Genomic DNA, 12,284 nt, shown 5'->3' with positions numbered 1-12,284 from the left:
CGGCACCGTCAGCGGGTTGACGGGCGCCCCCGGCCCTGCGCTACTCGTTGCCGAGGCGCTTGTCGGCCTGTCGCTTGAGGTCCTCGATGCGGTCGTCGTACTTGCCCTTGGTCAAGCGACTCGCGATGTCGCCGGTCTTCTCGAGCACCTGGTCCGAGACGCCTTCCGCCTTCTCGCTGCGGAGCGTCTCCTGGACCTTCTTGCTGTTGAGCAGCTCGCCGGCCTGTCGTCCGAGCTTGCCGAAGTCCACCATGGTTCCTCCTTGATCCGTGCGGGCAGGGGGCCGCGCGAGCCTCAGTGTGGCGACACCGCCTGGACGAACGGTGCGGGACGCGCCGGGGGGATCAGAGAGCGAGGACGCGGGCCGCGGCATCGGCGAGGGCCCGGCCGTAGGAGGGTCCGTGGCCGGCGGCGTGCACCGCGAGCGGATGGAGCTGGTGCAGCGGCACGCGGTCCTCGGACCCCGGACACAGCGGGTGGACCTCCTCGTAGCCGGCGAGGACGTCGTCGAGCCGGGGCAGCCCGAAGAGCGCCAGCATCGCGAGGTCGGTCTCGCGGTGGCCGCCGTGCGCGGCCGGGTCGATCAGCACCGCGCCCTCGTCCGACCACAGCACGTTGCCGTTCCAGAGGTCGCCGTGCAGGCGCGCGGGGACGTCGTCGTCGTCGAAGGCTCCGGCCCGGACGAGGTCGAGGGCGCTCTCGACGGTGCGGGCGTCGGCAGAGGACAGGTTGCCCGCCTCGACGGCCGGGCGGAGGAAGGGCCGGACCCGCTGGTCCGCGTAGAAGCGGCCCCAGGAGTCCGCCGGAGTGCAGGGCATCGTGCGGCGCCCGATGAAGGCGGGGCCGGACCAGCCGGCCGGCGGCGCACCGAAGGCGGCGGCTCCCGCGTCGTGCGTGCGCGCGAGGGCGCCGCCGAAGCGCCGGGCGGCGTCCAGCGTCGGGCGGGCGGAGCTGACCTCCTCGAGCTCGATGCGGCCGGGCTCGACCAGCAGCACCTCGGCGCAGCGGGCTCCCCCGGCCTCCTCGGCCTCGGCCAGCCAGCGCAGTCCCGCCGCCTCCCACTCGAAGAACTGCGCGGGAGCGGACGGGTTCGTCTTCACGAAGGGCATGCCTCCCACGCTAGTCAGCCTCCGCCGAGCGGATCGAGACCGGGGCCGACCTGCACCGTGAACGACGAGAGGGGCCGCCCGCCGAAGCGGACGACCCCTCTCGAGAGATCAGTAGGAGAACCTACTTGACGATCTTGGTGACCGTTCCGGCACCCACGGTGCGGCCACCCTCACGGATGGCGAAGCCGAGGCCCTCCTCCATGGCGATCGGCTGGATCAGCGCGACCGTCATGTCGGTGGTGTCGCCGGGCATGACCATCTCGGTGCCCTCGGGCAGCGTGATGACGCCGGTGACGTCGGTGGTGCGGAAGTAGAACTGGGGGCGGTAGTTCCCGTAGAACGGGTTGTGACGCCCACCCTCGTCCTTGGACAGGATGTACGCGGTGCCCTCGAAGTCCGTGTGCGGCGTGACCGAACCCGGCTTGACGACGACCTGGCCGCGCTCGACGTCCTCGCGCTTGGTGCCGCGGAGGAGCAGACCGCAGTTCTCGCCGGCCCAGGCCTCGTCGAGCTGCTTGTGGAACATCTCGATGCCGGTGACCGTGGTCTTCTGCGTCGGGCGGATGCCGACGATCTCGACCTCGGAGTTCAGCGAGAGGGTGCCGCGCTCGGCGCGACCGGTGACGACGGTTCCACGACCGGTGATCGTGAAGACGTCCTCGATCGGCATGAGGAACGGCTTGTCCTTGTCGCGGATCGGGTCCGGGACGGAGGCGTCGACGGCGTCCATGAGGTCGAGGATGGACTGGGTCCACGCCTCGTCGCCCTCGAGGGCCTTGAGGCCGGAGACGCGGACCACGGGGGCGTCGTCGCCGGGGAAGCCCTGCGAGGACAGCAGCTCGCGGACCTCGAGCTCGACGAGCTCGAGGATCTCCTCGTCGTCCACCATGTCGGCCTTGTTCAGGGCGACGAGGAGGTAGGGCACGCCGACCTGCTTGGCGAGGAGGACGTGCTCACGGGTCTGAGCCATCGGGCCGTCGGTGGCGGCGACCACGAGGATCGCGCCGTCCATCTGAGCCGCGCCGGTGATCATGTTCTTGATGTAGTCGGCGTGACCGGGGGCGTCGACGTGCGCGTAGTGGCGCTTCGGCGTCTCGTACTCGACGTGCGAGATGTTGATCGTGATGCCGCGCTGGCGCTCCTCGGGAGCGGAGTCGATCGACGCGAAGTCACGCTGGACGTTGGTCGCGGACGGGTACTTGTCCGCCAGAACCTTCGAGATCGCCGCGGTGAGGGTGGTCTTTCCGTGGTCGACGTGACCGATGGTTCCGATGTTGACGTGCGGCTTGGTCCGCTCGAACTTGGCCTTAGCCACTGTGGGTCCTCCTCAGGACTTAGGTGCAAGCATCCGCATCCGACGCCGCACGGGGCGGCACGAGGACAGGAGGACTTGCGGGGGTTTTGTGTAGGTATGTTACCGGCAGTGGTCGCGCGGGCCATCCGATGAGGATCCGAGGCGCGCAGAACGCGGCAGCAAACCCGCACGACACTACCAGGCCCGCCGCGGTTCCGCAGAACCGCGGCGGGGGTGGGACGAGTGCTACTCGCCCTTGTTCTTCTGGACGATCTCCTCGGCCACGGCCTTGGGGACCTCGGCGTAGGTCTCGAACGTCATCGAGTAGACCGCGCGGCCCGAGGTCTTCGAGCGCAGGTCGCCGATGTAGCCGAACATCTCGGACAGCGGGACGTTGGCCTTGATGACCTTGACGCCCGCGGCGTCCTCCATCGACTGGATCATCCCGCGACGCGAGTTGAGGTCGCCGATGACGTCGCCCATGTACTCCTCGGGCGTGCGGACCTCGACGGCCATCAGCGGCTCGAGGAGGACCGGCTGCGCCTTGCGCGAGGCCTCCTTGAACGCGATGGAGCCGGCGATCTTGAACGCCATCTCCGAGGAGTCGACGTCGTGCGCCGCGCCGTCGGTCAGGGTCGCCTTGATGCCCACCATGGGGTAGCCGGCGAGGACGCCGACCAGCATGGCGTCGCGGATGCCCGCGTCGACCGAGGGGATGTACTCGCGGGGGACGCGACCACCGGTGACGCCGTTGACGAACTCGTAGGTCTTGTCGGCCTCGACCTCCATCGGCTCGATGGAGATCTGGACCTTCGCGAACTGGCCCGAGCCACCCGTCTGCTTCTTGTGGGTGTAGTCGTACTTCTCGACCGTGCGGCGGATCGTCTCGCGGTAGGCCACCTGCGGCTTGCCGACGTTGGCCTCGACGTTGAACTCGCGCTTCATGCGGTCCACCAGGATGTCGAGGTGCAGCTCGCCCATTCCCTTGATGACCGTCTGACCGGTCTCCTGGTTCTGCTCGGTGCGGAAGGTGGGGTCCTCCTCCGCGAGCTTCTGGATCGCGGTGCCGAGCTTCTCCTGGTCGGCCTTCGTCTTGGGCTCGATGGCGACCTCGATGACGGGCTCCGGGAAGGTCATCGACTCGAGCACGACCTGCGCGGTCGGGTCGCTCAGGGTGTCACCGGTGGTGGTGTCCTTGAGGCCGATGACGGCGTAGATGTGGCCGGCGGTGACCGAGTCGACCGGGTTCTCCTTGTTGGAGTGCATCTGGAAGATCTTGCCGATGCGCTCCTTCTTGCCCTTGGTCGAGTTGATGACCTGGGCGCCGGAGTCGAGCTTGCCCGAGTAGACGCGGACGTAGGTGAGGCGACCGAAGAACGGGTGCACCGCGACCTTGAACGCGAGCGCCGAGAAGGGCTCGGTCGAGTCCGCGTGGCGCATGATGACCTTCTCCTCGTCGCGGACGTCGTGCGCCTCGATGGCGGGGACGTCGAGCGGGGAGGGGAGGTAGTCGACGACCGCGTCGAGCATCGGCTGGACGCCGCGGTTCTTGAACGCGGAGCCGCAGAGCACGGGGTAGATGTCCGAGTTGACGGTCAGCTTGCGGATGGCGCCCTTGATCTCGGCGACCGTGAGCTCCTCACCGCCGAAGTACTTCTCGAGCAGCTCGTCGGAGGTCTCCGCGACGGTCTCGAGCAGCTTCTCGCGGTACTCGGCGGCCTTGTCGGCCAGATCCGCGGGGATCTCCTCGATCTCGTACTTCGCGCCCAGCGCGACGTCACCCTTCGAGTCGCCGCGCCACGTGAGCGCGCGCATCTCGACGAGGTCGACGACACCCTCGAAGCTGGACTCCGCGCCGATGGGCAGCTGGATGACCAGCGGCTTGGCGCCGAGGCGGTTGATGATCGTGTCGACGGTGAAGTAGAAGTCGGCGCCGAGCTTGTCCATCTTGTTGACGAAGCAGATGCGCGGGACGTCGTACTTGTCGGCCTGACGCCAGACGGTCTCGGACTGGGGCTCGACGCCCTCCTTGCCGTCGAAGACGGCGACGGCGCCGTCGAGGACGCGCAGCGAGCGCTCGACCTCGACCGTGAAGTCGACGTGACCGGGGGTGTCGATGATGTTGATCTGGTTCTTGTTCCAGAAGCACGTCGTCGCGGCGGACGTGATCGTGATGCCGCGCTCCTGCTCCTGCGCCATCCAGTCCATCGTGGCGGCGCCGTCGTGGACCTCACCGATCTTGTGCGTGATACCCGTGTAGAACAGGATGCGCTCGGTGGTGGTGGTCTTGCCGGCATCGATGTGGGCCATGATGCCGATGTTGCGGACCTTGTTCAGGTCGGTGAGCACATCTTGTGCCACGGAGTTCCTCCGATAGGTGATGGAGCCAGCGCAACGGGTTCATGGCCGATCGGCTGGGATCGTGATGGTGGCGGTCGCCCGTCCACGCCGGATCCGAGGATCCGCCGCCGGGTCCGGGACCGCGGCGCACGCACTGAGGCGCGCGCCGCGGGACCGGGGGTCGCGCTCGCCGGGGGCGGGCGCGGGGTGCGCTACCAGCGGTAGTGCGCGAAGGCCTTGTTCGACTCGGCCATCTTGTGGGTGTCCTCGCGACGCTTGACAGCGGCGCCCAGACCGTTCGACGCGTCGAGGATCTCGTTCATGAGACGCTCGGTCATCGTCTTCTCGCGACGGGCCTTCGCGTAGCTGGTGAGCCAGCGGAGGGCGAGGGTGTTGGCGCGGTGCGGCTTGACCTCGACGGGGACCTGGTAGGTCGAGCCGCCGACGCGGCGGCTGCGGACCTCGAGGGTCGGACGGACGTTGTCGAGCGCCTTCTTGAGCGTGACGACGGCGTCCTGGCCGTTCTTGGTCGAGACCCCCTCGAGCGCGCCGTAGACGATGCGCTCGGCGAGGCCCTTCTTGCCGTCCAGGAGGATCTTGTTCACGAGCTGGCTGACGACCGGGGCGCCGTAGACGGGGTCTGCGACGACGGGGCGCTTAGGAGCGGGTCCCTTACGAGGCATTACTTCTTCTCCATCTTCGCGCCGTACCGGCTGCGAGCCTGCTTGCGGTTCTTGACGGCCTGGGTGTCCAGGGCGCCGCGAACGATCTTGTAGCGGACACCGGGGAGGTCCTTCACACGACCGCCGCGGACGAGCACCATCGAGTGCTCCTGGAGGTTGTGGCCCTCACCGGGGATGTAGGCCGTGACCTCGGTGCCGTTGGAGAGCTTCACGCGGGCCACCTTGCGGAGGGCCGAGTTCGGCTTCTTGGGCGTGGTCGTGTAGACGCGCGTGCAGACGCCGCGCTGCTGGGGGTTGGCCTTCAGGGCGGGCGCCTTGGTCTTGGTGACCTTCGGCGTGCGTCCCTTTCGGACCAACTGCTGAATCGTTGGCACTGATTTGCTCCTTGAATGCTGCACGGTGACAGCGGATCGATGGTCGACATTCGGCCTGCCCGTCTCCGGGACGGCCGAGTTCATCTGGACCCGACTCCCTCTCGGCACCGACGAGCGGAGACCTGGAGGAGGAGGGGTATGCCGTGGGGGCCGCCCGATCGGACGAACCCGCGGGTCCTCGCGGACCCGGTGGAGCGAAGCGCGGCACTGCGCCGGCCCGGAGGCACGACACGAGCGCACGACAAAGCGCACACCCGAAGAATATTACGGGGAGTGACGGGGGCGGTCAACCGGACGGCGTTCGCCCTGGGAGAGAACGCGGCCCGGGAGCCTCACTCGCGCTCGTCGCCCTCCCAGCCCCAGTGCGGGGTCCCGCCGCCGGCGTCGCGGCGGGCGAGCATCGCGAGGAAGAGGATCTGCACCGCTCCGGCCAGCACGCCCGCGGTGATCGCGAACGGCGTCGCGGCGTGGTCGACGACGAAGCGGAGGATGGCGCCCGGCTCTCCCAGACCCAGGCCGTAGATCGCGCCGCCGACCAGGAGGAAGAGCGCGTAGACGACGACCGCCGTCAGCAGCGAGGGGCCGACGAGGCGGCTGACCCCGGGCCGGGCGGCGAGCGTGATCATCGAGACGAGGACGGCGAGGACGCAGACCGCCACCACGACCGGGCCGAGGATCGGGCCGGCGTCGCGCTCGGGGACGACGTCCTGGTCCAGCAGCAGGCTGAGCACGCCGAACGCGCAGACCACCAGGGCGAGGTAGAGGAAGGACGCGAACGCCGCGAGGGCGATGCCGTAGCCGAGCCCGGCGCCGCGGCCCTGCTCCCCCGGGCCGGCGGGCGTCACGACTGCGCGGCGGCGTCGCGCTCGGCGTTGCGGCGCTTCACTCCCCGCGCGCGGCCGGCGATGAGGCTCCCGCCCCAGACGCTGACCTCCCGGGCGAGCACGGCGGCCGCGGCGACGGCGAGGAGGGTCGCGGGGTCGCGGAGGAAGTCGACGACGGCGGTGCGGTCCTGCGGCACGGCGAAGCCGCCGACCGCGGACCAGGCGCCGACGAGGGCCGCCGCGCCGGCGAGCAGGGCGACGAAGAAGCCGCCGAGGACGTAGGCCCACCAGCCCGCGCGGTTGACCGCGAGCACGATGAGGGCGAGTCCGGCGAAGAAGGCGGCGACCGGGAGGAGGAAGACGGCCGTGGGGCCCTGCGCGAGCGCGATCGCCACGGGGTCGCCCGCGACGGCGTCGATCAGCACGCGGATCGCGGTGAGGGCGACGAGGTACAGGGCGGCGAAGACCGCGGTGGTGAGCAGGGCGATGGCGAGGCCGGCGAGGCGGTTGCCCTTCCGGCGGGCGGGCTCCGGCTCCGGCTCGACGGAACCGAGCGGAGACGGCGACGCGGGCTGCGCCTCCTGCACGGCGGTGGCGCCGGTCGCGGGACGGCGCCCGCCCGGCTCCGGCTCGGGCCACACGTACTCCCGGGTCGGCTCGGTCCCGTCGCCCGTCGTCGGCATCCGCGTGGTCTCGGCTTCGCTGTTCCCCGTCACTCCGACAGCTTAGGCACGGGTCCGCGCGGGACGAGCGACCGCCGCGCCCACCCCGGGACGGGGGACGCCGCTGCGCTACTCGAGCGGGTGCAGCAGGCGGTGCAGGAACTGCCGGGTGCGCGGCTCCTGCGGCTCGCGGAGGATCTGCGCGGGGGCACCGCGCTCGACGACCACGCCGTCCGCCATGAAGACGACCTCGGAGGCGACCTGCCGGGCGAACTCCAGCTCGTGCGTGACGACGAGCATCGTCCAGCCCTCGCCCGCCAGCTCGCGCATCAGCGAGAGGACGTCGCCGACCAGCTCCGGGTCGAGCGCCGACGTCGGCTCGTCGAAGAGCAGGAGATCGGGCCGGAGCGCGAGGGCGCGGACGATGCCCACGCGCTGCTGCTGGCCGCCGGAGAGCTCGAAGGGGTAGGCGCCGCCGCGGCCGCCGAGACCGACGCGCTCGAGCAGCGCCTCCGCCTCCGGCACCACCTCGGACGCCGGGCGGCGCTGCACGCGCAGCGGGCCCTCCGTGACGTTCTGCAGGACGGTGAGGTGCGGGAAGAGGTTGAAGTGCTGGAAGACCATCGCCGAGCGGTCGCGCAGCGCGGTGAGGGCGCGCTTGCCGACCGGCCCGCCGAAGTCGAGCACCGAGCCGTCCGCGAGCTCGAGCAGGCCGCCGTCGGGAACCTCGAGGCTGTTCAGCGAGCGCAGCACCGTCGTCTTGCCCGAGCCGGACGGGCCGATCAGCGCGATCACCTCGCCGCGGCGGATCTCGAGGTCGATGCCGCGGAGGACCTCGACGCCGCTGAAGGACTTGCGCAGCCCCGTGGCGCGGAGGACGGGGCGGTCGCCGTCGGCGGGGCGGCCGGCGGTGCCGGAGGGGGCGTCAACGGGCGACATAGCGGTCCAATCGCTTCTCGAGGAGGCTCTGGCCGCTGGAGAGGACGAGGCAGATGAGCCAGTAGATGAGGGCGGCCTCGAGGTAGAGCAGCATGAACTCGCTCGAGGCGGTGGCGATCTTCTGCGCCTGGCGGAAGAGCTCGGTCACCAGGATCAGCGAGGCGAGCGAGGTGTCCTTGACCAGCGAGATGAACGTGTTGGAGAGCGGCGGCACCGAGACGCGCGCGGCCTGCGGCAGGATGATCCGCCTCAGGGCGAGACCGCGGCCCATGCCGATGGTGTGCGCCGCCTCCCACTGCCCCTTGGGCACGCTGAGGATCGCGGCGCGGATGACCTCGGCCGCGTAGCCGCCGACGTTGAGCGCGAAGGCGATGATCGCGCTCGGCCAGGGGTCGATCTTCACGCCCAGGCTGGGCAGGCCGTAGAAGATCACGAAGAGCTGCACCAGGAGCGGCGTGCCGCGGATCACGGAGATGTACGCGCGGGCGATCCAGGCCAGGACCTTCACCCGCGAGAGGCGCATCAGCGCGACGGCCAGCGCGAGGGCCAGGCCGAGCACGAAGCTCGACAGCGCCAGCGGGATCGTGCCGACGATGCCGCCCGACAGGATCGGCCAGAACGACCTGACGAAGAGTTCCATCTTGTCTTCTCCCGCCGGAGGCGGGAGAAGACCGCGGTCGGCATGTCGAGGTGGATGCGTGGGGCAGAGCGAGTCGCGTCCGCTTCCGAGAAATGCTGGCACGCATTTCCCGGGGCCGCTCGGCCTTGCGAAGCGGGGGTGTCGGCCGACCCGTGCTGGTCGAGCAGCCCCGGAGGGGCGGATCGAGACCCGCCGTGTCCGAGACGGTGGTCGGTGGACTCGCGTCTCGGTGACGGTGGATCTCGATACGCCCGCTGCGCGGGCTACTCGATCAGCATGTCGCAGCAGGCCGTCGGAAGCGGCGACCAGCGCGGCAGGCGCCCTTCTTGCTGGTCGAGTAGCCCCGGAGGGGCGTATCGAGACCCACCGTGTCCGGGACGGTGGTCTGCAGACTCGCGTTCCGGTGACGGTGGATCTCGATACGCCCGCTGCGCGGGCTACTCGATCAGCATGATGCCGCTACTGGGAGACGTCGGCGCCGAAGTAGCGCTCGGAGATGGAGGCGAGGGTGCCGTCGGCGCGCAGCTCGTCGAGGGCGCCGTCGACCGCGGCGACGAGGTCGTCCGAGCCCTTCGGGAAGGTGAAGGCGCTGGAGGAGCTGTCGTCGGTCGTCACGGCGACCTTCAGGCCCGCGGCCTGGTCGGGGTAGGTCGTGGACCAGTCCAGCCAGGTGAGGCGGTCGTTGAGGGTCGCGTCCACGCGCCCCTGCTCGACGAGGGCGACGGCCTGGGCCCAGCCCTCGACGCCCTCGACGGTCGCGCCGCTGTCCTGCGCGAGCGTGTACCAGTTGCTCGAGAGCGACTGCGCGGTCGTCTTGCCGGAGAGCGAGTCGAGCGAGGTGATCTCGGTGTCGTCGGCCGGCACGACGACCACGCCGGGGCTCACCGAGTACGGCTCGGAGAAGTCGTACTTCGCGCTGCGCTCGTCGTTGATCGAGACCTGGTTGGCGATCACGTCGAAGCGGCCGCCGTCCAGTCCCGCGAACATCGCGTCCCACTGGGTCTCCTCGAACTCAGGCTCGACGCCGAGCTTCTCGGCGACCGCGGTGATGACCTCGACGTCGTAGCCGGTGAGGTCGCCGGTGCCGCCGTCCGCGTGGAACGAGAACGGCGAGTAGGTGCCCTCGGTGCCGATGGTCAGCTTCCCGGACTCCTCGACCTCGGCGAGCGTCAGCCCGGAGGCGGTCGACGCGGTGCTGTCGCCGCTGGAACCGGAGACCACGTCGTCGGTGGAGGCGGGGGCGCAGCCGGCGAGGACGAGGGCGGCGGCGGCCGCGGTCGTGCCGAGCAGGACGCGCAGCGAGGTGCGGGCGGGGAGGAGCGTCACAGTGTCTTTCCTTCGTAGCATCGCGGTGTCTCACGACCGGATCGCGGCCGGAGCCGCGCACGGTTCGGTGGGGTGGGGAGGAGCGGACGGCGATCGATCGCACGCGTCCGCACCCTCCACCCAACCAGCGGGAGGGGGACCGCTATTCCCGGATGTCGCCGTGTGACGCCGGGCGGGCACCGAGTCCCGCGAGGAACGACTCCGCTCCGGCGACCTCGTCCGCCGTCAGACCGGTCGCCGCCTCGGGCACGATCAGGTGGAACGGCGTCTCCTGCTCGCGCGCCCAGTCGAAGGCGTCGCCGCGGAGGTTGTCGTCGATCCAGACGACGGCGTCGATCGCGGACCTCTCCCGTGCCTGCTCGAGCCAGACGGCGACCGGCTGGAGCTTGCCGGTCTGCCCGGGGAAGCGCGGGTCGCGCGGCAGGCCGCCGCCGAAGACGATGGCCTCGGTGCCGGCCGGCAGACCGAGGTCGTCCGCGAGCACCGAGGTGAGCTTCGGCGGCCAGGTGGTGGCCCAGACGATCGTTCCGACGGCGGCGAGGCGGCGCACCAGCTCCTCGCGCTCGGGCTCGAGCATCAGCCGGTGGCCGCCGGCTGCGCGGTCGCTCGAGACGGACGGGTTCAGGACGCCGTCGACGTCGAGCAGGATGAGGGCGGCCATGGCTGCAACCGTAGCCGCGGCCGCGGTCCGGCGCGAGGCGGGAGCGCCCGCTAGCGTGAGCGGGTGACCCCCTCCGCCCGACTCCCCGGTGGAGCGCTGGTCTCGCTCGAGCCCGACCCGATCCGCGAGGGCTCGCTGGTGCTGGAGATCGACGGCTCGGAGCAGTCCCTGATCGACCTCCGCGCGCCCGAGCAGCTCGGCCTCGAGTACCTGGCCCGGCTCGGCGCCGCGGTCGATGCGCTCGCGCCGCAGGGCGTCCCCGTGACGGTCCTCCACCTCGGCGCCGGGGCGCTGGCCCTGGCGCGCCATGTCGCTGCGACCCGGCCGGGCTCCGAGCAGACGGTCGTCGAGCGCGCCGCCGGGCTGGTCGAGTTCGTGCTGGCGCACGCACCGCTCCCCGCCGGGACGCGGCTGCGCAGCGTCACCGCGGACGCCGCCGGCCCCCTCGCCGTGCCGCCGGCCGACCTCGTCGTGCTGGACGTCTACGACGGCGACGAGATCCCGGAGCCCTTCTACCGCGCCGAGGTGCTCGGCCGTCTCGCCGGGCTGGTGGAGGGCGGCGGCCTGCTCGCGGTCAACGTCGCCGACGACGCCGATCACCGGCGCCTGCGGCGGCTCCGACGGGAGGTGCAGCGCGTCCTGCCGGTGGTCGCCGCCGTCGGTCCGCTCAGCTACGCCGAGGGCCGCGGGAGCGGCAATGCGATCCTGCTCGCCTCACGAGACGACCTCGCCTCGCACGCCGCCGCCCGCCTCCTGCAGGCCGGGCCGCACCCGGTCGCGGCCGTTGCGGATCGCGACGTCGTGCCCGTCGAGGTGGCGGTAGAAGTCGACCCGTGACTCCAGCGCGATGCCGGCGTCGAGGTACTTGGCCTTGATCCGCTTGATGTAGGTGCGCACGGTGTGCTCGGCGATCCGCATGTCGAGGGCGACGTCCTTGACCGCCGCGCCGGAACCGTACGAGCGCATGACGCGGCTCTCCTGCCGGCTGAGCACGGGCCGGCGGTGCTCGCCGGCGGCGAGGAAGCGGTGCCGCGCCGCCTCCGAGATCCAGGAGCGGCCGGACGCGACCGACACCAGGGCCGCGACGAGCTCGCCCGGCTCGTCGCCCTTCCAGACGAAGGCGGTGCGCTCGAGGCGGAGCACGGCGCGGACGGCCTCGAGCGAGTCCGACGCGGACAGCACCACCAGACCGCGATGCCGCGCGCTGACCGCCGCGAGCGTGCTGGTCAGCACCTCGGGCGCGACCCGGTCGAGGTCCAGGACCGCGATCGTGTCCGCCTCGGCGGCGTCCGGGTCCGCGACACCGAGGTGCGGGAGGACGTCGGCCAGGAGGGCCGTGAGCGCCGCGCGCTCGATGGACAGACCGCTCACCACGGTCACAGCGAACTTCTCGAATTCCGCCACGGAAACCCCTTGCAAGGACGGTCGGGTC

13 protein-coding genes are annotated in these 12,284 nt (G+C 71.0%); all 13 read right to left on the bottom strand.

Features of this window, described 5'->3' with window-relative positions:
• Positions 1-40: 40 nt before the first annotated feature.
• Positions 41-253, bottom strand: a complete 213-nt coding sequence (locus tag EDF22_RS20640; RefSeq protein ID WP_123735027.1) for an antitoxin — start codon at positions 251-253, stop codon at positions 41-43.
• 91 nt (positions 254-344) lie between these two features.
• Positions 345-1,127, bottom strand: a complete 783-nt coding sequence (locus EDF22_RS02230; RefSeq protein WP_260303384.1) for a fructosamine kinase family protein — start codon at positions 1,125-1,127, stop codon at positions 345-347.
• A 103-nt stretch (positions 1,128-1,230) separates the two neighbouring features.
• On the bottom strand, positions 1,231-2,424 hold the full coding sequence (gene tuf / locus EDF22_RS02225; protein ID WP_123445037.1) for an elongation factor Tu: 1,194 nt from the start codon (positions 2,422-2,424) through the stop codon (positions 1,231-1,233).
• A gap of 225 nt (positions 2,425-2,649) precedes the next feature.
• The gene (gene fusA, locus EDF22_RS02220; RefSeq protein WP_123445036.1) at positions 2,650-4,764 is read right to left on the bottom strand and encodes an elongation factor G; all 2,115 of its coding nucleotides are present in this window, start codon (positions 4,762-4,764) and stop codon (positions 2,650-2,652) included.
• A gap of 191 nt (positions 4,765-4,955) precedes the next feature.
• Positions 4,956-5,426 (bottom strand): 30S ribosomal protein S7, encoded by a 471-nt coding sequence (rpsG, locus tag EDF22_RS02215; RefSeq protein ID WP_056037355.1) that lies wholly within the window; start codon positions 5,424-5,426, stop codon positions 4,956-4,958.
• Positions 5,426-5,800 carry a 30S ribosomal protein S12 gene (gene rpsL / locus EDF22_RS02210; protein ID WP_011186743.1) on the bottom strand — a complete coding sequence of 125 codons (375 nt, stop codon included), beginning with the start codon at positions 5,798-5,800 and terminating at the stop codon, positions 5,426-5,428. Before rpsL ends, rpsG begins: the two co-directional genes overlap by 1 nt.
• Before the next feature lie 332 nt (positions 5,801-6,132).
• Entirely contained in the window at positions 6,133-6,645 is a 513-nt protein-coding gene (locus tag EDF22_RS02205) for a DUF6121 family protein (RefSeq protein WP_123702098.1), read from the bottom strand.
• Positions 6,642-7,340, bottom strand: a complete 699-nt coding sequence (locus EDF22_RS02200; protein ID WP_148059086.1) for a hypothetical protein — start codon at positions 7,338-7,340, stop codon at positions 6,642-6,644. Before EDF22_RS02200 ends, EDF22_RS02205 begins: the two co-directional genes overlap by 4 nt.
• Before the next feature lie 75 nt (positions 7,341-7,415).
• A complete protein-coding gene (locus EDF22_RS02195; protein WP_123702094.1) occupies positions 7,416-8,225 on the bottom strand; it encodes an amino acid ABC transporter ATP-binding protein in 810 nt (269 codons plus the stop codon).
• A complete protein-coding gene (locus EDF22_RS02190; RefSeq protein ID WP_123702092.1) occupies positions 8,212-8,865 on the bottom strand; it encodes an amino acid ABC transporter permease in 654 nt (217 codons plus the stop codon). The genes EDF22_RS02195 and EDF22_RS02190 overlap by 14 nt, the downstream gene beginning before the upstream one ends.
• Before the next feature lie 459 nt (positions 8,866-9,324).
• The gene (locus EDF22_RS02185) at positions 9,325-10,191 is read right to left on the bottom strand and encodes an amino acid ABC transporter substrate-binding protein (RefSeq protein ID WP_397459903.1); all 867 of its coding nucleotides are present in this window, start codon (positions 10,189-10,191) and stop codon (positions 9,325-9,327) included.
• 142 nt (positions 10,192-10,333) lie between these two features.
• Positions 10,334-10,852 carry an HAD domain-containing protein gene (locus EDF22_RS02180; protein WP_123702088.1) on the bottom strand — a complete coding sequence of 173 codons (519 nt, stop codon included), beginning with the start codon at positions 10,850-10,852 and terminating at the stop codon, positions 10,334-10,336.
• 714 nt (positions 10,853-11,566) lie between these two features.
• Complete coding sequence (locus EDF22_RS02175) at positions 11,567-12,256, bottom strand: LuxR C-terminal-related transcriptional regulator (protein WP_123733508.1); 690 nt, start codon at positions 12,254-12,256, stop codon at positions 11,567-11,569.
• Between the last annotated feature and the right edge of the window lie 28 nt (positions 12,257-12,284).

Source organism: Rathayibacter sp. PhB127 (assembly GCF_003751665.1).
Classification (GTDB): Bacteria; Actinomycetota; Actinomycetes; order Actinomycetales; family Microbacteriaceae; genus Rathayibacter; species Rathayibacter festucae.
The sequence above is the reverse complement of the archived record's forward strand: the minus strand, read 5'-3'. Positions and strand labels throughout refer to the sequence as shown.